Below are 20,284 nucleotides of genomic sequence, written 5' to 3'. Positions count from 1 at the left end.
GCGCGCGCCGGCCCCGCCGGCGCGCCGTTTTTTTCTCACCCCCCGGTTGACAATCCCTTGAATCGCCGCTATAATCCGCCCTTACGAGGCGGAACCCACAATTCACCCGAGGCATAAATTATGGATTTTCAGGCGCATGTATTGAAAATCATCATGATCCCGCTTCTGGGATCCCTGATGATTCCGGTCCTGGGTTGGCTGGGGAAGCGCAAGGCGACGGGCTACCTGTCGGTGGCCCTGCTCGGCACCACCCACGTCATGACCTGGTTCCTCCTTCAGCCGGCCCTGAATGGCGAAATGTTCACGAGGAGCTTCCCGATCTGGGGACCGATCAACTTCACGATCACCCTGGACGCGCTGGCGGCATTCATGTGCTTCGCCTCGTCCCTCCTCGCCCTGCTCATCGCCATCTACTCCCTGGGGTACATCGAGCACACCGAGAACGAGCCGGAGTACTACTTCATCGTGACCCTCTTCCTCGGGGCGATGATGGGCCTGGTGTTCTCGGGGAACCTCATCATCCTGTACCTCTTCTGGGAAATCTCGGCCCTGGCCTGCTGGCGGTTGATCGGCTACTACCGCGAGGCGGACTACATCTGGAAGGCGGACAAGGCCTTCCTGGTCACCTTCGGCGGGGCGGTGCTGATGCTCTTCGGGTTCATCCTCCTCTTCGCCCAGTACGGGACCTTCGAGATCGCCCAGTTGGCCGGCAAGGAGATCGGCGGGCTCGCGCTCTTCCTGATCCTCTGCGGCATCTTCAGTAAAAGCGCCTCCTTCCCGCTTCACACCTGGCTGCCGGACGCCGGGGTGGCGCCCTCCACCATTACCTCGCTGCTCCACGCCGCCATCCTGGTCAAGATCGGCTTGTACGGCTTTGCCCGGATGTTCCTGATGGGCATGAAGATCTCCGACCAGCTCCAGACCGCGGTCCTGGTGCTGGCCCTGGTGAGCGCCTTCGTCTCGGCCTGCGCGGCCCTGATGGAGACCAATATCAAGCGCCTGCTGGCCTACTCCACGGTCAGCCAGATCGGCTACACCTTCCTCGGCCTGGCGGCCTTCTCCCGCGACGGCTACGTGGGGGCCATCCTCTACATCCTGGCCCACGGCCTGGCCAAGGGCGGGCTCTTCCTCTGCGCCGGCATCATCGAGCACGGCACCCACACCAAGGACATGACGAAGATGGGGGGCCTCCTGAAGAAGATGCCGGTCACGGCCGTGTGCTACCTGATCTGCGCGCTGTCCATCGCCGGCATCCCGCCCATGGCCGGCTTCTTCTGCAAGTGGTTCGTCATTTCGGGCCTGCTGGAGTCCGGGCACCAGTACGTCGCGCTCTTCGCCATCCTGACGGCGGTGATCACGCTGCTCTACATGCTCAAGAGCTTCCACTACATGTTCCTGGGCAAGCCGCGGAGCGACAGGGAAGCCCATCACGAGGGGACCCCCGTGATGGTGGGCGTGGTGACCGTCCTGGCCTCCCTCACCATCGTCACCAGCGTCCTGCTGCAGTTCCCGTACCGGCTGGCCAAGAAGGCCGACCTCGAGCGACTGGCCCTGAGGAAGCCCGCGTGTACCGCCCCGGTGGTCGCCGGCACCGTCAAACCCCTTGTTCACGTCGAGACCCGCGGAGAGGAGATGACCCCATGCAAATAAACCTCCTGTTCCCCATCCTGATCCCGTTGGCCGTCGCCTTCCTGCTGGTTCCCCTCCTGCGGCGGAACTCCATCCTGGCCGCCATGTTCTCCCTGCTTGGCGTGACCGCCGCCCTCGCGGCCTTCGCCCCGTTGATCTCCAAATCCGGGGTCGGCTTCGTCTACGACTGGGTCGGCCCGTTCCGCCTGGAATTCAGCCTGACGCCCTGGAAGGTCGCCCTGCTGATGTTCTGTTTCCTCTTCCAGTTGATGGGCGGCATCTACATGCTCCGCTTCATCACCCGGGTGGCCCGCCCGACCCTGTTCCTGAGCTTCTCCCTCCTGGCCTTCTCCGCCAGCGCCGCCGTCATCCTCACCGACAACGTGCTGATCCTCCTGGTGGCCTGGGAGGTTTTCCTGGTGGCCCTTTACGCCGTCATCCACAGCGGCGGCGAGACGGCCGAGCCCGTGGCCCGCAAGGCGTTGATCATCGGCGGCGCCAGCGACTTCCTGATGATCCTGGGGCTCATGCTCTACCTCGCCATTGGGAACACCACGGGCTTCGACGGCCACGTCCACGTCTGCTCCTCCTTCGGGGCGTTCGTCTCCTTCCTGCTGATCTTCCTCGGCGCCGGGGCCAAGGCGGGGATGTTCCCCTTCCACACCTGGATCCCCGACGCGGCCGAAGCCATGCCCGCGCCCGGCTTCGCCCTGCTGCCCGGGTCCATGGAGAAGATCCTGGGGATCTACTTCCTCTACCAGGTCACCTTCAACATGTTCGCCCTCGACGCCAACGCCCGCGCGGTGATGTACGTCTTCGGCGCGGCCACGGTGTTCGTGTCCATCGTCCCCGCCCTCGTGGAGCGGAACTTCAAGAAGGTGCTGGCCCTGACCGCCATCTGCCCGGTGGGCTTCATGGTGGTCGGCATGGCGACCTCCGAGATCGCGGGCGTGGCGGGCGCCCTCATGTACATGCTCACCCACGCGGTCTACAAGTCCACCATGTTCTTCTGCGCCGGGAACCTCGAGACCGAGGCGGGCGGCGCGTCCCTGGAGCGGATCGAGAACCGCCGGCGGATGATGCCCCTCACCACCTTCGGCTTCCTGATGGCCTTCGCCGCCGCCACCTCCCTGCCGCCCACCGGCGGCTTCATCGCGAAGGACCTGATCCTCGAGGCTCTGCTGGAGCGCCACCAGTACCTGATGTTCATCCTGCTGTGGATCGGCGCCATCCTCATGGTGGCCGTCTTCTGCAAGATGGCGGGCGTGCTCCTCGCCAACCGGCGGGACAAGGAAAACACCGACGCGCCCTTCCCCCAGGTCATCCCGGTCCTCGTCCTGGGTGCGGCGGCCCTGTTCACCGGCTCGCTCATGACCACCTTCGCCTCCCTCTTCAACCAGCTCCTCGGGCACGAGAGCTACGAGTGGATCCTCAACGTCTGGCACTTCTCCCCCGTGACCGTGGCCTCCTTCGCCATCTACCTGTTCGGCGCCTTCCTCTTCTTCGCCCTGCGCCGGTCGGGCGAGGGGGTGCACAAGACTTTCGACAACCTCCGGACGTCCCCCGCCCTGGGCCGGGCCTACGAGCTGGCCGAGGCCAAGCGGTTCGACGCCTACGAGATCGGCCTGAACGTGGTCCAGTGGATCGCGAACGTCGTGTTCAAGTACTTCGAACGGCTCGTCGACCCCGTGTTCGACTGGCTGATCGCCGCGGGCCGCGGCCTGACCCGCCCCATGCTGAGCGGGATCCACAGCGGAGTGTACAGTCATTACCTGTCCTGGGTCCTCGTCGGCTTCCTGCTGGTGGCGGCCCTGCTGTTCCTGAAATGAGGCAACGTCCGGAGATTTCTGCGAGGTAGGCTATGGAACGATACATCGTGTATTTTCTGATCCTTCCGCTGGCAGCGGCCATCCTGATGCCCTTCGCCTCGAAGGTGCACCGGTACCTGGCCGACATGCTCGCGGTCATCGCCGGCATCGGGATGTCGGCCCTGGCCATCAGCTACATCCCCCTGGCCGGCCAGGTGCTATCGTACAACTTTCACGGCATCCACCTGACCCTGGACGGCCTGAGCCTGCTCTTCCTGGTGATCATCGCCACCGTGGGAGCCGCCTGCCTCCTGTACTCCACCGAGTACATCGGTCACCTGGGGGGCCGGGCCAAGTTCTACGCCCTCTTTCTCATCCTGCTGCTGGGACTGAACGGGGTGGTGCTGGTCCGCGACCTCTTCAGCCTGTACGTGTACCTGGAGGTGGCGTCCATCGCGTCCTACGTCCTGGTGGCGTACAACCTCGAGTACGACGGGATCGAGTCGGCGCTGAAGTACCTGCTCCTCTCGGTGGTGGGCACGGGCATGATCCTCGTGGGGCTCAGCCTGGTCTACTTCAACACCGGGACCTTCCAGTTCAGCGAGCTGCACACCTTCCTCCAGACCCCCACGAGTCAGGGCAACGTGCTCTTCCTGCTCGCCTCCGCCCTCTTCGTCGCGGGCTTCGGTCTGAAGGCGGCCATGATGCCCTTCCACGCCTGGCTGCCGGACGCGCACCCCTCCGCCCCGGCCCCCGTCTCCGCCATCCTGAGCGGCGTCGTGATCAAGGTGGCGGGCGTCTACGCGCTGATCCGGATCTTCTTCGGGATCTTCCCCCCCTCGGCGAAGATGCACAACATCTTCCTCGTCCTCGGGGCGCTGTCCATGGTGGCCGGGGCCGTCATCGCCTACTACCAGGACGACATCAAGCGCATGCTGGCCTACTCCAGCATCAGCCAGATCGGGTACATCCTCCTCGGCCTGGGCATCGGGACCGAGCTGGCCATCCTCGGGGCCCTGTTCCACGTCTTCAACCACGCGGTGTTCAAGTCCCTCCTCTTCTTGAACAGCGGCGCCCTGCAGTTCCGGATGCACACCCGCGACATGAACGAGATGGGCGGGCTCGAGGGCCGCATGCGGGTCACCGGCATCACCAACGCCGTCGGGGCCCTCTCCATCGCCGGGATCCCGCCGTTCAACGGTTTCTGGAGCAAACTCTTCATCATCATGGGCGCCGTGCAGGCGAAGATGTTCGGGGTGGCCTTCCTGGCCATCGTGATGAGCATCTTCACCCTGGGCTACTTCCTGATCATCCAGCGGAAGGTGTTCTTCGGCAAGTTGAACGTCCGGTGGAAGGACATCAAGGAGGTCCCGGCGGCCATGTCGCTGGCGATGATCCTGCTGGCCGCGGAGTGCCTCCTCGTGGGGCTCTTCTTCTCCCCGGTCGTGAGCGGTCTCATCTCGCCCGCGGTCAAATCCCTCCTGGGAGGAAACTGAGATGATGCTATACGGATTGTACGCGCTGGTGGTGCTCCTGGTCCTCCTGGTGATCGCCATCGGCCTGGTCAAGGACCTGCTCCGGGCGGCCGTCTGCCTGGCCCTGGCGAGCGTGGTGCTGTCGGTGATCATGTTCCTCCAGGGGGCCCGGATGGCCGCCGTCTTCGAGTTGAGCGTCTGCGCGGGGCTCATCACGGTGCTGTTCGTCTCCACCGTCAGCCTCACCAAGGACTCCGACCAGAAGGCGGAGTCGCGCGTCGCCATCGCGTTCCTCCCGGCGTTTCTGCTGCTCTTCCTCGGGCTGGACTTCTTCCTCGTGAAGCTGATCGTGAAGAACGTCATCCCGGGGATGGTGGCCGGGGAGGCCACGGGGGGGTTCCGCAACATCTTCTGGGTCACGCGCACCACCGACATCCTGGGACAGATCAGCCTGATCCTGGCCGGGGTGTTCGCCGTCCTGGCCATCTTCAAGCGCACGGCCGCGGGGAGGAAACATGAGTAACACCGTCGTGATGTTCATTTTCGCGGGGCTCTTGATCTTCATGATCGGGGTCTACTTCCTCTTCGGGTACCGGAACCTCATCCGGATCATGCTGGGGGTGGAGGTGATCTCCAAGGGCATCACCCTGCTCCTCCTGGCCGGGGGGATCCACCGCATGAACGTGGACCTCATCCAGCCGATCCTGGTGACCTTCATCATCATCGAGACCATCCTGGCGGCGGTCATGATCGGGATCGTGGTGGTGGCCCACAAGATTTACGGTTCCCTCGACATCCGACTCCAATCCAAGCTGAAGGGGTAAGCCATGGATATCAACATCCTGCTTTCACCGCCCGTCGCGTTCCTGATCTTCATGGTCGTCGCCGGGGTCCTGTACCTCTTCGGCAAGCTCATCGCCCCGAAGGGGAAGCCGGAGCCCGGGAAATACGACCCGTACGCCTGCGGCGAGGAATTCCAGGCGGACCGGTTCAAGTTCGGCTACGCCAAGTTCTACGTCGCCGCCCTCTTCTTCACCATCATGCACGTGGCGGCGCTGACGGTGGCGACGGCGCCCGGCGGCCCGACCGCCTTCAAGGCCGTCGCCTACCTGTTCACCATCGGCGTTTCCGTGTTCATCCTGATCGTCGATTTCGACTGAGGAGAAAGCGCATGCTGAAAAAACTCGTGACCTGGGCCCGCGTCAAATCGCCGTGGATCCTCCACTTCAACTCCGGGGCCTGCAACGCGTGCGACATCGAGATCCTCGCCTCGCTGATGCCCCACTACGACCTGGAGCGCTTCGGAATCCTCCTGAAGGCGACCCCCCGCCACGCGGACGTCCTGATCTGCAGCGGGCCGGTCACCAAGCAGACGGCCGCGCGGCTCAAGAAAATCTACGCCCAGATGGCCGAGCCCAAGTTCGTCGTGGCGGTGGGGGCCTGCGCCTGCAGCGGCGGGGCGTTCCGGGGCTGCTACAACGTGATGGAGGGCATCGACCAGGTCATCCCCGTCTCGGCGTACGTCCCCGGCTGCCCGGTCAAGCCCGAGGCCATCATCGACGGCGTCGCCAAACTCCTGGCCTCCCTCAAGGCCTCATAGTCCGGAGGTGTGAATCATGGCGGAAATCAACTACGAATCCAGCCTCAAGGAACTGTTTCCCGATCACGTGGTGGATGCCACCGGTCCCCGCCGGTACTGGGTCACCATTACGCCGGACGAACTCCCGGGCGCCGTCCTGGCCCTTTCCGAAAAACTGGATATCAAGCACCTGGGCACCATCGCAGGCGAGGACATGCGCGATCACTTCCTGATGAACTACATCATGGTCGGTGACGTCACCGTGACCCTGCGGGTGAAGATCACGGACCGGGAGAAACCGTCGGTCCCCTCCCTGGCCATGATCCTGCCGGGCGCCATGGTGTACGAGCGGGAGACCCACGACATCCTGGGCATCGTCCCGGTGGGGCACCCCGACCTCCGCCGGCAGGCCCTCCCCGACGACTGGCCCGAGGGGGTCTACCCGCTCCGGAAGGACGTGAAGATACCCCGGCCCGGCGCCGCCCCCGAACCCGATGAATCGGCCGAGGGGGAAAGCGCCTCTAACCCCTAGACGGGAGACGTCCGTCTAATTTCAGGAAGGCAAGGAGGCACCGATGGAACCTGAAACCATGCGAATCCCCGTGGGACCGCAGCACCCGTTCCTCAAGGAACCGGCCAAGTTCGATTTCGACATCCGCGGCGAGGAGATCGTGGGGGCCCGCATCCGGCTGGGGTACAATCACCGGGGGATGGAGAAGGCCTGCGAGGAGCGGAACTATTACCAGTGCTTGTACCTTTTGGAGCGGATCTGCGGCATCTGCTCGCACTCCCACACCACCTGCTTCGTCCAGGCGGTGGAGGAGATCCTCAAGGTCGAGGTCCCGAAGCGGGGCCTTTACCTCCGCATGCTGGTGTGCGAACTGGAGCGCCTGCACAGCCACCTGCTCTGGCTCGGCGTGGCGGCCCACGAGGTGGGCTTCGACACCCTCTTCATGCTGGTCTGGCGCGACCGCGAGGTCGTCATGGCCATCCTGGAGGAAATGACCGGCAACCGGGTGAACTACGCCGCCAACACCATCGGCGGGGTCCGCCGGGACATCACCGGGGAGCAACGCAAAAAAATCCTCGACATGGTGGAAATCCTCAAGAAGCGCCTGGACTACTACGCCAACATCGGGACCAACGAGCCCACCTTCATCGCCCGCATCAAGGGCGTCGGGGTGCTCACCACCGAGCGCGCCCGCCAGATGTGCGCCGTAGGGCCCTTCGCCCGGGCCAGCAACGTGGCCCGCGACGTCCGCAAGGACGACCCCTACGCCGCTTATGCCGACATGGATTTCAAACTCATCACCGACGACCACTGCGACATCTTCGGCCGGGTGCTGGTGCGGGTGTTCGAGATGGTGGAGTCCATCAAGATCATCGAGCAGCTGCTCAAGAACCTTCCCGAGGGCGACATCGCCGTCAAGAAGGTCCCGCGGCGCGTGCCGGAAGGCGCGGCGGTGAGCCTGTACGAAGCCCCTCGGGGCGAGGACGTCCACTACGTCCGTGCCAACGGCACCGACAAACCGGAGCGGGTGAAGGTGCGCGCCCCCACCATGGGGAACCTGGAGGCCGCCGTGGAGTCCGTCATCGGGTCCTTCGTGGCGGACATCCCCATCGCCGTGGCCTCCATCGACCCGTGCTTCTCCTGCACGGACCGGACCACGGTCCTGCTCAACGACCTCAAGCGCGGGCCGCGGCTCACCACCTGGGAGGAACTGCGCCGCCACGGCGTCGAATGGTATCGGAAAAACAAGGGCATCAGCCTGTAATCACGAGGTAAGCGATGGAAGCAGTCAAGGTTTGCCTGTACCTTCTGGTCTTTCCGGGCTTCTTGTTCCAGTCCGTCTTCTCCACCTACCTGGAGTGGCTGGACCGGAAGCTCTACGCCCGGATGCAGAACCGCCGCGGCCCCCTCTACACGGGGTGGGCGGGGGTGCTCCAGCCCGTGGCGGACATCGTCAAGCTCTTCGCCAAGGAGGACATCACGCCGAAGTCCGCCGACCGGTTCATGTTCAACCTGATGCCGGCGGTCTCCCTGGCCTCGGTCTGCGCCGCGGGGCTCTACCTGCCCGTGTGGCACCTGACGGCCTACAACTCCTTCGAGGGCGACCTGATCGTCGTGGCTTACCTGCTCGCCATCCCCTCCTTCGTCCTCTTCCTCGCGGGGTGGTTCTCGGTGAGCCCCTTCAGCCTCATCGGGGCCTCCCGCGTCCTGACCCAGCTCTTCGCCTACGAGGTGCCCTTCTTCCTGGCCCTCCTGACCCCGGCGGTGCTGGCCGGGAGCTGGAAGATCGCCACCATCGCCCGCTTCCCCTGGACGTCCGGGGCGCCCTGGATCCTCGCGGTCCAGGTCCTCGCCTTCATCGTGGCCGTCCTGGCGCTGCAGGCCAAGCTGGAGCGGGTCCCCTTCGACATCCCCGAGGCGGAAACCGAGGTGGTAGGCGGCCCCCTGACGGAGTACACCGGGAAGAAGCTGGCCATCTTCCGTCTGCAGAAGGATATCCTGATGCTGGTGGGGGCGGCCCTCATCGCGACCCTCTTCATGGGGGGCTTCGGCGGCGGGCTGATCTGGGGCACCGTCCAGCTGGTCCTCAAGACCGTCGTGGTGGTCGCCCTTCTCGCCGTCATCCGCGCTGCCTGCGGACGCATCCGCATCGACCAGATCGTTTCGTTCAGCTGGAAGTACCTGGCGCCCCTGAGCCTGGTGCAGTTTCTCATCGCCCTCTTCCTGAAGGCGAAAGGAGTGGTGTGACATGACCAAAGTTGGCTCCATGGTCCCCGAGCTCATGAAGAACCTTCACACCCACCCGGTGACCCGGATGTATCCCTTCGAGCAGCCCGAAATCCCGGATGGTTTCCGGGGCACCCCGCGGTTCGAGGCGCCCAAGTGCATCGGCTGCAAGGCCTGCGTGCGGGACTGCACTTCCGAGGCCATCGAGATCGAACTGGTGAAGACCGAGACGCCGCCGCCGGAGTCGCCGGACGCGCCGCCCCCCAAACCCGTCAAGAAGTTCCGGATGATCCTCTACCTCGACCGCTGCACCCACTGCGCCCGGTGCGCCGAGGTCTGCCCCAAGGAAGCCATCACCATGGACAAGGAGTTCGCCACGGCCAACTTCACCCGCGAGGCCCTCAAGATCGTCCAGGAATAACCGGAAAGTACGCGCCGCCTGCCGGGCGGCGCCGTTTCCAGCCGCAGCCAGAAGTACGCGCCGCCTCCCGGGCGGCGCTGTTTTTTCCCGTTTACTCAGAGTATCCCTCGCCTGCCGGTCGTCGCCGATATTCTCCGCTCACCTGAAGCACCCATCGCCTGCCGGGCGTCGCCGGGGTCTAGGAACCCGCGGTAATGCCGTCCTCACGGCCCCGAAGGCGGGTTTGAACAGAGCTTGCCGCCTGTCGTCCTTTTCCCGGAACGTCCGCGGCGGTTCCCCATCCGCAGCGGACGCCTCCGGGATCCGCGCGTTTTCGGTCCGAAAACCGGCTTGAACGACTCGGGGTAGACGGCGCGCGCCAGTCGGGGAACGTCCCCGTGGAAGACCGGCAGGCCCCTTGCGACGGCGCTCCGGAAGCCTGCGCGCCTCTCCCTCGGCCAGGTTCAAAGCGGCGCTCCGGAAGCCTGCGCGCCGCACTCCCCAGGTGAAGCGCACCTGGCATCCCTTGGCTGCGCGAGGGGGTGTCCTGCTTTCGTCCTCAGCCGGCAACGACTCTCCGGTATTGACGTCCGGGGCTTCGACTGCTATGTTCAGCCCGTGTCCCGGGACTTTCCCAGCCATTCTCAGGCCTTGCCCGCCACCGTGGTCCCGGGTGGGGCGGAAAATCGGTTTCGACGGGGGAATGTTCATGGAAGGAAACGTTTACCTTTGCAGCTGGAAAAAAGGCCGGGCGGGGTTCGAGATCACCCTCCTCCGGGACGACACGGTCACCGCCCGCGGGAATAGCCTCTCCGAGGCGGAGGGACGGATGGTCGAACTGCTCTGCGAACGCTTCGGCGACGGAGAAGCGGTGATCGACTATGACCGCCCCCTGCCGGACGATACACTCCCCGCGCGTTACACGAAGCCGGCAATCTACCTGATCCGGCCGAATGACGGTGTACACAGCCTCCCGCCCGAGAAGTCCGGTCCAGACGGCGGGTTGTGCACGGCCTGCGGCAACCGCCGCCGGGGGGACCCTTCGACCCCGCCCCGCTACAATTGGCTGCCGGCCGGCAGTGACGGCGCCCTCGATTGGAAACAGACAGGGGACATCTTTTCGGACGCTTTCGTGAGTCTTCTGCCCGAGGAAGCCCGGGAGGGCCTCCGGTTTCGAGCGGTGGATTACGTGGGGCGTCAGAAACTCCGTACGCGGTTCTCGGAACTGGTCGGTTCGCCGGCAGCGGACTTCGTTTATTCAAACCGGATTCCGCTGACCGACGGTTTCCGCTGCCGGCGTTGCGGGTTCACCCAGGCCCTGCACACCCTGGGCGGCATCCTGGTGCGTTGCCTGGCTCGGAACGATCTTCCGGCGCCCTGTCCACCCGCGTTCGTGGCGAAAACGCTCAACAACGAGCTGTACGTCTGCATGACCGGGGAACTCTGGCGGCGGGTCCAGTGCGGCAAGGGTACCCGGAACCTGCTGGGTACGCCGGTGTGCATGCTGGATCCGGAGGAGGTGGTTCGTGTCCCCACGGTCCCTGAATCGTATCAGGAAGGCCGTCTCTGGATCACCGACCCCCCGGGAAAGCCGAACGTCAAGCTTGCCGAAAAACTGTGTGTGCGCCACACCACCCGCAAGACCTGGTGACGATCACCGGATGTGCGGCCAACACCCCCTCCTCCCCGTGAGTGGGGCCTGAATTTCAGAGAACACCTTGCGCCCATTGGTCTTGTTGAAATGAAAAACCTCAACCGTCGCCCCGGGCGAACACCCCGTGAGCATACTCGTTCTCATCCAGATCGTTGGTGACCTGCGCCTGTTCGAGCCAGAGGTTCCACCAGGCGATCAGTTCGTCTTCCGGAAGATTGACCAGGTCGAGGTCCTCTTCGCTGAGAAACTGGTCTTCAATTTTCATCCCTTTCCCCCGGTGTGAACGGAAGGACTCCCGCGGCCCGGTCCTGCAAGAGGTCATGCGCCGCAAGAAGGCCGATGCCTTCCATAAGCCGGCTCACATCGGGCCAGGCCTCCCGCCACGCTCTGGAGGCGCGCTCGTATCGCATCAGGCGGCGCTCGTTTTCGTGCATGAGGTCCCGGCGTTCCCGGTCCAGGGCGGTTTCCAGGGCTTCCAGCCCGACGGAGGCCGCTGAAAGGGCCGGTCGGAGGGCGGCGATCTCCCGGTAAAGATCCGGGGTTTCCCGCAAACAACCCAGAAGATCTCTCGCGCTGCGAGAAAAGAGGATCCGCTCCGACGGATCGGTCATTCGCCGGGCGATCCCGCCGATCACGGCGTAATCCTTCTCCCGGTTGGTTCGTTTGAGCAAGGCCAGATGTCGGAGGTTTACGTAAGGAATTTCACAGCCCTCACTGTCGTGCCACAGCCTGTCCAGCTCTTCGGGCGACAGCCGCGGCGGTCGAGTGAAAAAGTCCGTCCGCACCCGCAGGGGCCCGTGCCGGAATTCGAGATGGGCGCTCCAACCCTCCCGAAGCCAGCGCAGATCCAGGGGGGCGCCGAATCGATATCCCGCTCCCCGTGCGGCCAAGACGCGAAGGACGTGGGACAGGGCCTCCTCGTCATCCCGCAGGACCCAATCTCCGTCCTTGCTCATGATGGCGAGCCGGTGCAGCACGACGGCCTGGCCCGAACAAACGACGGCCCGGGTCCGCCCGCTGTTGAACTCCCGGGTCAGGTCAAGGTAGATGTTGCTCGGAGCCATGTCCTCTCCTCGCGAAAAACGACGTCATTATACCGGAGACCCTGGGAAGGATCAATCCCGCGAGGAAAACAGGTTCCTTTTTCGGGGCGGCAGGGTGTATACTTGCACCTTTTTCGTGGCGGGCCTTGCCGGACCGACCCTTCCGGGCCCGGCGCCGCGGGCCGGGGACGACCGGCCGGGCGACGGTCACCGAAGGCTCCCGTCCCGCAGGACGCGGCTTCTCGCGCCGGCCCGCCGGAGGGACCTCATGCACATCTATCTCGCGGGCGTGGCCATCGTGGTGGCGGGGGGCGCCCTTTCCCTGCTGGCGCCGTCCCGGCGGCGGATGGCGGTGACGGCTTTGGGGGCGGCCCTGGGCGGCGCCCTGCAGCTGTACGCCGCGGTCCGGGTCCTGGCCGGAATCGACGTGCCGGGGGTGCTCCTGCGCTTGTCGCCCCCCCTGGGCGCCGTCCGGTTGCACCTGGACCCCCTGGCGGCCTTCTTCACGGCCGTCTTCGCCCTGGGCGGAATCTGGGGGACCCTCTACGGCGTCGGCTATCTCCGGCCCGGCCCCGGCGCCGAACCGGGGCCGAAAGCCCACGGGCTCTTTCTCTCGCTGCTCCTGGCCTCCATGTCGCTGCTGACGGTCATCCAGCACGCGGTGGCCTTCTTCGCTGTCTGGGAGATCATGTCGCTGGCCTCCTTCTTCCTGGTGACCTACGAGGACGAGCGCCCCGAGACCGTCTCCGCGGGGCTCTACTACCTGGCGGCCATGCAGGCCGGGGCCCTGTGCCTGGCGACGGCCCTGGCGGGAACGGCCCTGCGCGCCGGCTCCGCCGACTTCGCCGACTTCGGGCGGGCGATGGGTCACGGGGACGCCTTCACCGTCACGTTCTTCTTCCTCTTCCTGGCGGGCTTCGGCACCAAGGCGGGCTTCGTCCCCCTGCACACCTGGCTGCCCCGGGCGCACCCGGCGGCCCCGTCCCACGTGTCGGGGATGATGTCGGGCATCATGATCAAGACCGGCATCTTCGGCCTGCTGCGGGTCGTCCTCTGGATGGACCGCCCGCCCGCCGCCCTGGGGTACGTGGTGCTGGCGGTGGGCGCCGTCTCCGCCCTGGCGGGGGTGGCCCACGCCATCGCCCAGCACGACCTGAAGCGGCTCCTGGCCTACCACAGCGTGGAGAACATCGGGATCATCGGCCTCGGGCTGGGCGCCGGGATGCTGGGCCTCGCCTTCGACAGCCCGACCCTGGCGGCCCTCGGCTTCGCCGGCGGACTCCTCCACGTGCTCAACCACTCCCTGTTCAAGGGCCTGCTCTTCTACGGCGCCGGCGCCGTCTACCGGGCGACGCACACCCGCGACCTGGAAAAGCTCGGCGGCCTCGCCAAGCGGATGCGCGTCACCGGGGCCCTGTTCCTCGTCGGTTGCGCCGCCATCTGCGGGCTGCCCCCCTTCAACGGCTTCGTCAGCGAGTTCCTGGTCTACCTGGGGCTCCTCTCCGGCGCCGCCCGCGGGCCGTTCACCCTCTCCTTCGCCCTGGTCCTCTCCACGGCCTGCCTGGCCATGGTGGGGGTCATGGCGGTCCTGTGCTTCACCAAGGTCTACGGCGTGGTGTTCCAGGGGATGCCCCGGACCCCCGAGGCCGATCACGCCCGGGAGGTCTCCCTCCTGATGCGCGTCCCCATGGCGGTGCTGGCGGCGCTCTGCCTGGGCGTGGGGCTCTTCCCGCAGTACGCGCTGCGGGCGGTGGAGCAGCCCGTCCGCCTCCTGGCGCGGCTGGACCCCGGCGCTCCACTCCCCGGCCTGAAGGGGATGACGACGGTGTCGACGGTGATGCTGGCCTTCGTCGGCCTGGCGGCGGCGGTTCTGCTCCTGCGGGCGCTGCTCGTGGCCCGCGGGCCCCACGCCGAGGCCCGGACCTGGGACTGCGGCTACCGGGCGGGGAACCCCCGCATGCAGTACACCGCCTCCTCTTTCGCGGGCGCCTTCCTGGACCTCGCCCGGCCGTTCGTGCGGGTGAGGCGCCACGAGAAAGCGCCCGAGGGGCTGTTCCCGAAGGCGGCCCGTTTCGAGACACACCCGGCGGACACGGTGGAGGACCTGGCGGTCAACCCGGCCCTGCGGGGGATCGACCGGCTGGCCGGCGCTTTCGCTTGGATCCAGAGCGGGAGCACCCAGCGGTACCTCCTCTACGGGATCCTCTTCCTCATTGTCGCCCTGGTGGCGACCAGCGGAGGCCGGCCATGACCCACGTGCCGCTCAACCTCCTGATCCTCCTGGCCGGCCCGGTCCTGTTCGTCGGGGTCGTCAACCGGGTGAAGGCGAGGTGGGCCGGCCGCCGCGGGGCGCCGCTGTTGCAGCCCCTGTACGACATCCGCCGGCTCCTGCGGAAGGGGCGGGTGGTCAGCCCCGTCACGACGCCCGTCTTCGCCCTGGCGCCCTCCGTCAACCTGGCGGCGCTGCTCATGGCGGGCCTGATGCTCCCGCTCACCGGCGGAAGGGCCGTGTTCTCCTTCCAGGGGGACTTCATCGTCTTCGTCTACCTGCTGGGGCCGGGCAAATTCCTCACCATCCTCGCCGCGCTGGACACGGGGAGCAGCTTCGAGGGGATGGGCGCCTGCCGGGAGGCCAGTTTCTCCTGCCTGGTGGAGCCGGCGTTCTTCCTGGTCCTCGGGGCCCTCAGCGCTGCGCGCGGGGCGTACTCCTTCGCCGACCTGCTCCCGTCCCCGGCCCTCCCGGGCGGCCTGCTGCAGGTGGCTCTGGCCCTCTCCCTCTTCACCTTCTTCCTGATGCTGCTCACCGAGGGGTGCCGCGTCCCGGTGGACGACCCCAACACCCACCTGGAACTCACCATGATCCACGAGGTGATGGTGCTGGACCACTCGGGGCCGGACCTCGCGCTGATCCAGTACGCTGCCGCCCTGAAGATGACGGTCTTCGGCTGCCTGGCGGGCGCCCTGGTCATCCCCCCGGCGTGGGGGCCCGCGGCCTCGGCCGGCGCCCTGGCCGGCTTCCTCCTCCTGACCGCCGTGGCCGTGGGGGTGGTGGAGTCGCTCACCGCGAGGCTGCGCATGGACCACGTCCCGGCGTTCGTGTCGCTGATGTCCGCCAACGGGTTGGTGGTCCTGGTGATCCTGCTCCTCGGCCGATTCGGAGGCCTCTCATGACCCACTTCCTCATCCTGCTCTTCGGCGTGACCATGCTCTACAGCGCCGCCACGGGGCGGCTCGAGTCGTACGTGCGGGTGCTGGCCCTGCAGGGGATGGTCCTCTTCGTCCTGGTGCTGCTGGAGTTCGACCCGTCGCACCCCTGGAGTTTCGTGATCCCGGCGGTGGAGACCCTGGGCTTCAAGGCCGTGGTCATCCCGCTGTTCCTGCTGCGGGTGGTCCGGAAGAACGAGGTTCGGCGAGATCTGTCGCCGGTGCTCTCCCCCTTCCACTCCCTGGTGCTGGCGGGCGTCATCTTCGCCCTGGGCTTCTTCCTGGCCGGGACCGCCACGGGGGCCATGCGGGCCGACCGGACCTTTCACTTCGGGGTCGCGGTCTCCGTCATCCTGCTGGCGCTCCTGCTCATCGTCACGCGCCGGATGCTCATCACCCACGCCATCGGTTACATGATGCTGGAGAACGGCATTTTCCTGCTCTCCCTGGCCGTGGCCCGGGAGATGCCTTTCCTGGTCCACCTGGGGATCCTGCTGGACGTCTTCATGCTGATCTTCCTCCTGGGCCTCTTCGTCACCAAGATCAAGTCCACCTGGGACGAGACCCGGGTGGACGCCCTGGTCCACCTTCGGGACTGAGGGGGCGTTCATGGTCATCGCGCTGCTTCTCCTCTCCCCCCTGGCCCTCGCCGCCCTGCTGCTGCCCCTCCGGTCGCCCCGGCTGAACGCCTTCGTGATCAAGCTGTTCGCCGTCGGGCACCTGGCAGGGACGGTCGCCCTCTGGCTGAGGCCGGATTCCTGGACGCCGTACTTCGCCATCGACCCGCTGAACATCCTCTTCCTGCTCCTCCTGTCCGTCCTGAACTTCGGGACCTCCTTCTACCAGGGCGTCTTCCTGAAGCGCTCGGGCCTGACCGCCCGCTGGCACACTTTCTACGCGGTCTTCCTGCTGCTCTTTCTCTTCTCCATGACCGGCCTGCTCCTCTCCACGCACCTGGGGCTCCTGTGGGTCTTCATGGAAGCCACGACCCTGGCGGGGGCGCCCTTCCTCTACTACGAGGGGAACCGGGCGGCCCTGGAGGCCACCTGGAAGTTCGTCTTCATCTGCTCCGTGGGGATCGCCCTGGCCTTCGTGGGGATCCTGCTGCTCTCCATGGGGCTCGGCCCGGGGGACACCCTCTTCTTCGCCGACCTGGAAGCGAACGCCCGCGGCATCAACCCCTTCTGGCTGGGGCTCTCCATCCCGTTCCTGCTGGTCGGCTTCGGTACCAAGGTGGGGCTGGCCCCCGTGCACGCCTGGCTCCCCGACGCCCACGCCGAGGCGCCCTCCCCCATTTCCGCCATGCTGTCGGGGGCGCTGCTCAACACGGCGTTCCTGGGCATCCTGCGCTTCATGAAGATCGCGGAGCGGGCCGGGCGGGGCGAGGCCGTCTCCCGCCTGCTGCTGGTGATGGGGTTCCTCTCGCTGTTCGTGTGCGCCGTCTTCGTGCTGCGAAGCCGGAACTACAAGCGCCTCCTGGCCTACTCCTCGGTGGAGAACATGGGCCTGGCCGCCATCGGGGCGGGGCTGGGCGGGATCGGCCTCCTGGCGGCCGTCATCCACCTGACCTCCCACTCCCTGGCCAAGGCGGGGTGCTTCCTCACCGCGGGGAACATCCTCCACCGCTACCGCACCAAGGAAATCGACGACGTCCGCGGCGTGCTCCGCGCCGACCCGGCCAGCGGCGGGCTCTGGCTCGCGGGCTTCGCGGCCCTGGCTGCCTTCCCGCCGTCCCCCGCCTTCCTGAGCGAGTTCTTTATGATCCAGGCCATGCTGGGGCGGGGCTGGGGGTGGATGATCGTGCCTTTCGCGCTCCTGATCGCCGTCATCGTCTTCGGGATGGGGCGCTCGGTGCTGGGGATGGCCTTCGGCACGCCGATCGGGAAGCTTCGCCCGGGGCGCATCCCGGCGGCGAACTACTGGCCCCAGGCGGCTTTTCTCCTGGCGGCGGCGACGGTGGGCTGCTGGGCGGTCGCCCCGTTGACCCGGCTCCTCCGGGAGGCCGCGGCATACCTTGGCGGGTGATTTGACCGCAATGCGTTGACGTTCGGGCAGGATTTTGCGGTCGCATCCGTTTTTTTCGTGTTTTTCGTGTATTTCGTGGTTCTTGTCCGGGTTGGTGGTGAGTCATGATGAAATGGTTGGAAATACGAAACCAGGAGCGGGCCCCGTGGCGGGACGTCCCGGTGGCGGACCCCGCGGACCTCGCGTCGGACCTGGTGGAGAAGGGTGACGCGGGCCACCGGGTCGTGGCCTTCTTCGGGCTCCGGGAAGCGGGCGGCGTGCGGTTGGTGGCCGTGACGGCCGACGACGACCGGTCGCTCCTTCACGCGGCGTCGGCGAAGATCCCCGACGGCGGGGCGTTCCCCTCGGCCACGCCCGGGAACCCGGCGGTGCACCTCTTCGAACGGGAAATCTTCGAGCAGTTCGGCGTGCGCCCGGAGGGCCACCCGTGGCTCAAGCCGGTCCGCTACGCGTGGGATCGCGCCGACCGCTCCCTCGAGCCCGAAAGCTACCCCTTCTTCGCCATGGCGGGCGAGGAGGTGCACGAGGTGGCGGTGGGGCCGGTGCACGCCGGCGTCATCGAACCGGGGCACTTCCGCTTCCAGTGCACCGGCGAACGGGTCCACCACCTGGAGATCCAGCTGGGTTATCAGCACCGGGGGGTCGAGACGCTGCTGGAAGCCGAACCGCAAATGCGGGATCTCCAACGGTGCCTCCTGGCCGAGTCCATCGCGGGCGACTCGGCGGTGGCCCACGCCTGGGCCTGTTGCGGCCTGCTGGAGGCCCTCGGGGAAGCCCGGGTCGGCGACCGCGGCGCCGCGCTCCGCGCCGTCGGCCTCGAGTTGGAACGGGCGGGCAACCACCTGGGCGACCTTTCCGCCCTCTGCAACGACGTGGCCTACCTGTCGGGGAGCGCCATCTTCGGGGCCCTGCGCACCCTGACCATCAACTCGAGCCTGGCCCTGTGCGGCAGCCGCTACGGGCGGGGGCTCGTCCGTCCCGGCGGCGTGGGGCCCGACCCCGACGGGGAAACCGCGGCGAGGATTCGCCGCACCCTCGCGGCCGTGGCTGCAGACGCCGCCCTGATCGCCGACGTGGTCGCCTCCTCGGCGGGGGTCCTCTCCCGGATGGAGCGGACCGGGACCGTCAGCCCCGAAACCGCCCGGCGCATCGGCTTGGTGGGCCCGGCGGGGCGGGCCTCGGGGTTGCCGGTGGACGTGCGCCGGAGCCACCCCGTGGGCACGTACCGCGCGACGGCCCTGGACCGGGTCCGGGCCCTGGGCGGGGACGTTCTGGCGCGGGCGGAGGTCCGCGTGCAGGAGATCGCCCGGTCGGCGGCGATGATCGACGCGTGGCTGGGCGGCCTTCCGGAAGGCTCGGCGGGGTGCACGGCGATCCCGCCGGCGGCCGGGGCGTACCTCGCGGTGTCCATGGTGGAAGGGTGGCGGGGCGAGACCGTCCACGTGGGGATCACCGACGACGCCGGCCGGATCGCCCGGCACAAGGTGGTGGACCCGTCCTTCCACAACTGGTTCGGCCTGGCCCTGGCGGTGCGGGGGTGCGGCATCTCCGACTTCCCCCTCTGCAACAAGAGCTTCAACCTCTCTTACTGCGGGTTCGATTTATGAACTTATCTCCCCGCCTCTCAGCAGCGTCGGTATCGGCCTTGGAATTGACCGGAAGGATCCGACCGGTCCGACCAGTCCGACCGGTCAGACAGGTCAGACCAGTCCGAGGAGCGCCTCTTCCGGTAGCTTCCACCGGGTCTCGAGCCTTCAACCTCCGATCCGGGCCCAGGCAGACTCCGGGTGCTCATCTGTTTTGCGTTTTTCGTGCATTTCGTGGTTCCGTTTCCCACATCCTGGCATCCATGGGAGTCGCCTCATGTACCGCCTGATCTATTCCCGCTACCGCCACGGGCGCCCCGCGGTGCCCGACCCGCGGACGGCCCCCGTTGCCGCGCCCTTCCGCGGGCTCCCCGGGGTCCGCCCCGACGCGTGCACCGCCTGCGGCGCCTGCGCCGGCGTCTGCCCGTCGAAAGCCGTCGCGCCGTCGCCCCTGTCCCTGGACCTGGGGCGCTGCGTCTTCTGCGGCGAGTGCGCGAAAGCCTGCCCCGCCGGGGCGCTGGCGTTCACGGTGGAGCACCGGCTGGCGTCGGACCGCCGCGAGTCCCTGGTGCTGGGCGCCGGGACGCCCGCCGGCGGCCGCCCGGCCGTGGTCGTGCGGGCGGACCTGCGGAAGCGGTTCAAGCGTTCGCTGAAGCTGCGGCAGGTGTCCGCGGGCGGGTGCAACGGCTGCGAGGCGGAGCTGAACGCCTGCGGGAACGTGAACTTCGACATGGGGCGCTACGGCATCGAGTTCGTGGCCTCCCCCCGGCACGCCGACGGCATCGTGATCACCGGGCCCGTCTCCGCCAACATGGCCGCGGCCCTGGAGGACACCCTCCTGGCGACGCCGGAGCCACGGATCGTCGTGGCCGCGGGCGCCTGCGCCATCTCCGGCGGGGTCTTCGACGGCGCCCCCGGCGTGAGCCGGGAGTTCTTCGCGCGGCACCCTGTCGACCTCTACGTGCCCGGCTGCCCCCCGCACCCCCTGACGGTGATCAACGGTCTCCTCGCCCTCCTCGGCCGCGCAAGGTGAGTTCCGGGTTTCCGCGGCCGCGTTCTTCTGAGCCGCGTGAGGGAGGCGGGGCCGGGTGATGATCCCCCCGTTTTTTTTACGTTGATTTTTACCGGCTTTTTGTCTATTTTT

The 20,284-nt window shown here is 66.9% G+C and carries 20 protein-coding genes; 18 read left to right on the top strand and 2 right to left on the bottom strand.

All coding sequences use genetic code 11. From position 1 onward, the window contains the following. The first annotated feature begins 120 nt into the window (after positions 1-120). The 12 genes from KA419_02195 (at position 121) to KA419_02140 (ending at position 11,279) form a co-directional block, all read left to right on the top strand. A complete protein-coding gene (locus tag KA419_02195) occupies positions 121-1,650 on the top strand; it encodes an NADH-quinone oxidoreductase subunit L (protein ID MBP7864734.1) in 1,530 nt (509 codons plus the stop codon). Next, on the top strand, positions 1,641-3,458 hold the full coding sequence (locus KA419_02190; GenBank protein MBP7864733.1) for an NADH dehydrogenase: 1,818 nt from the start codon (positions 1,641-1,643) through the stop codon (positions 3,456-3,458). Before KA419_02195 ends, KA419_02190 begins: the two co-directional genes overlap by 10 nt. 32 nt (positions 3,459-3,490) lie before the next feature. After that, positions 3,491-4,933, top strand: coding sequence for an NADH-quinone oxidoreductase subunit M (locus KA419_02185; protein ID MBP7864732.1), 1,443 nt, complete (start codon positions 3,491-3,493; stop codon positions 4,931-4,933). A 4-nt stretch (positions 4,934-4,937) separates the two neighbouring features. Next, positions 4,938-5,435 carry a hypothetical protein gene (locus KA419_02180; GenBank protein ID MBP7864731.1) on the top strand — a complete coding sequence of 166 codons (498 nt, stop codon included), beginning with the start codon at positions 4,938-4,940 and terminating at the stop codon, positions 5,433-5,435. Beyond that, complete coding sequence (locus tag KA419_02175; protein MBP7864730.1) at positions 5,428-5,736, top strand: NADH-quinone oxidoreductase subunit K; 309 nt, start codon at positions 5,428-5,430, stop codon at positions 5,734-5,736. The genes KA419_02180 and KA419_02175 overlap by 8 nt, the downstream gene beginning before the upstream one ends. 3 nt (positions 5,737-5,739) lie before the next feature. Next, positions 5,740-6,072 carry an NADH-quinone oxidoreductase subunit A gene (gene ndhC / locus KA419_02170; protein ID MBP7864729.1) on the top strand — a complete coding sequence of 111 codons (333 nt, stop codon included), beginning with the start codon at positions 5,740-5,742 and terminating at the stop codon, positions 6,070-6,072. Positions 6,073-6,083: 11 nt separating this feature from the next. Further along, complete coding sequence (gene nuoB, locus KA419_02165) at positions 6,084-6,512, top strand: NADH-quinone oxidoreductase subunit NuoB (protein ID MBP7864728.1); 429 nt, start codon at positions 6,084-6,086, stop codon at positions 6,510-6,512. Between the two features lie 16 nt (positions 6,513-6,528). Then, positions 6,529-7,023 carry an NADH-quinone oxidoreductase subunit C gene (locus KA419_02160; GenBank protein MBP7864727.1) on the top strand — a complete coding sequence of 165 codons (495 nt, stop codon included), beginning with the start codon at positions 6,529-6,531 and terminating at the stop codon, positions 7,021-7,023. Positions 7,024-7,066: 43 nt separating this feature from the next. Then, positions 7,067-8,266, top strand: coding sequence for a nickel-dependent hydrogenase large subunit (locus KA419_02155; GenBank protein ID MBP7864726.1), 1,200 nt, complete (start codon positions 7,067-7,069; stop codon positions 8,264-8,266). A gap of 14 nt (positions 8,267-8,280) precedes the next feature. Beyond that, on the top strand, positions 8,281-9,249 hold the full coding sequence (locus KA419_02150; protein ID MBP7864725.1) for an NADH-quinone oxidoreductase subunit H: 969 nt from the start codon (positions 8,281-8,283) through the stop codon (positions 9,247-9,249). A 1-nt stretch (position 9,250) separates the two neighbouring features. Further along, positions 9,251-9,649, top strand: coding sequence for a 4Fe-4S dicluster domain-containing protein (locus KA419_02145; GenBank protein ID MBP7864724.1), 399 nt, complete (start codon positions 9,251-9,253; stop codon positions 9,647-9,649). Between the two features lie 688 nt (positions 9,650-10,337). Further along, on the top strand, positions 10,338-11,279 hold the full coding sequence (locus tag KA419_02140; protein ID MBP7864723.1) for a hypothetical protein: 942 nt from the start codon (positions 10,338-10,340) through the stop codon (positions 11,277-11,279). Positions 11,280-11,379: 100 nt separating this feature from the next. Here KA419_02140 and KA419_02135 read toward each other — a convergent pair whose 3' ends face one another. Beyond that, on the bottom strand, positions 11,380-11,547 hold the full coding sequence (locus tag KA419_02135) for a hypothetical protein (GenBank protein ID MBP7864722.1): 168 nt from the start codon (positions 11,545-11,547) through the stop codon (positions 11,380-11,382). Further along, a complete protein-coding gene (locus tag KA419_02130) occupies positions 11,537-12,346 on the bottom strand; it encodes a hypothetical protein (GenBank protein MBP7864721.1) in 810 nt (269 codons plus the stop codon). The genes KA419_02135 and KA419_02130 overlap by 11 nt, the downstream gene beginning before the upstream one ends. Before the next feature lie 247 nt (positions 12,347-12,593). On the opposite strand from KA419_02130, the gene KA419_02125 reads away from it, so the two are divergent. The 6 genes from KA419_02125 (at position 12,594) to KA419_02100 (ending at position 20,173) form a co-directional block, all read left to right on the top strand. After that, on the top strand, positions 12,594-14,576 hold the full coding sequence (locus KA419_02125) for an oxidoreductase (protein ID MBP7864720.1): 1,983 nt from the start codon (positions 12,594-12,596) through the stop codon (positions 14,574-14,576). Next, positions 14,573-15,496 (top strand): NADH-quinone oxidoreductase subunit H, encoded by a 924-nt coding sequence (locus KA419_02120; GenBank protein ID MBP7864719.1) that lies wholly within the window; start codon positions 14,573-14,575, stop codon positions 15,494-15,496. Before KA419_02125 ends, KA419_02120 begins: the two co-directional genes overlap by 4 nt. Beyond that, complete coding sequence (locus KA419_02115) at positions 15,493-16,128, top strand: hypothetical protein (protein MBP7864718.1); 636 nt, start codon at positions 15,493-15,495, stop codon at positions 16,126-16,128. The genes KA419_02120 and KA419_02115 overlap by 4 nt, the downstream gene beginning before the upstream one ends. Positions 16,129-16,138: 10 nt before the next feature. Beyond that, on the top strand, positions 16,139-17,554 hold the full coding sequence (locus tag KA419_02110) for a hypothetical protein (GenBank protein MBP7864717.1): 1,416 nt from the start codon (positions 16,139-16,141) through the stop codon (positions 17,552-17,554). Positions 17,555-17,658: 104 nt separating this feature from the next. Continuing rightward, positions 17,659-19,161 carry an NADH-quinone oxidoreductase subunit C gene (locus KA419_02105; protein ID MBP7864716.1) on the top strand — a complete coding sequence of 501 codons (1,503 nt, stop codon included), beginning with the start codon at positions 17,659-17,661 and terminating at the stop codon, positions 19,159-19,161. Positions 19,162-19,417: 256 nt separating this feature from the next. Beyond that, a complete protein-coding gene (locus tag KA419_02100) occupies positions 19,418-20,173 on the top strand; it encodes a 4Fe-4S binding protein (protein MBP7864715.1) in 756 nt (251 codons plus the stop codon). Positions 20,174-20,284 lie beyond the last annotated feature (111 nt).

Source organism: Acidobacteriota bacterium, from assembly GCA_018001935.1.
In the GTDB taxonomy this organism is placed as follows: domain Bacteria; phylum Acidobacteriota; class JAAYUB01; order JAAYUB01; family JAAYUB01; genus JAGNHB01.
Note: the sequence above shows the minus strand (reverse complement) of the source record. Positions and strands in the feature narration are given on the sequence as shown.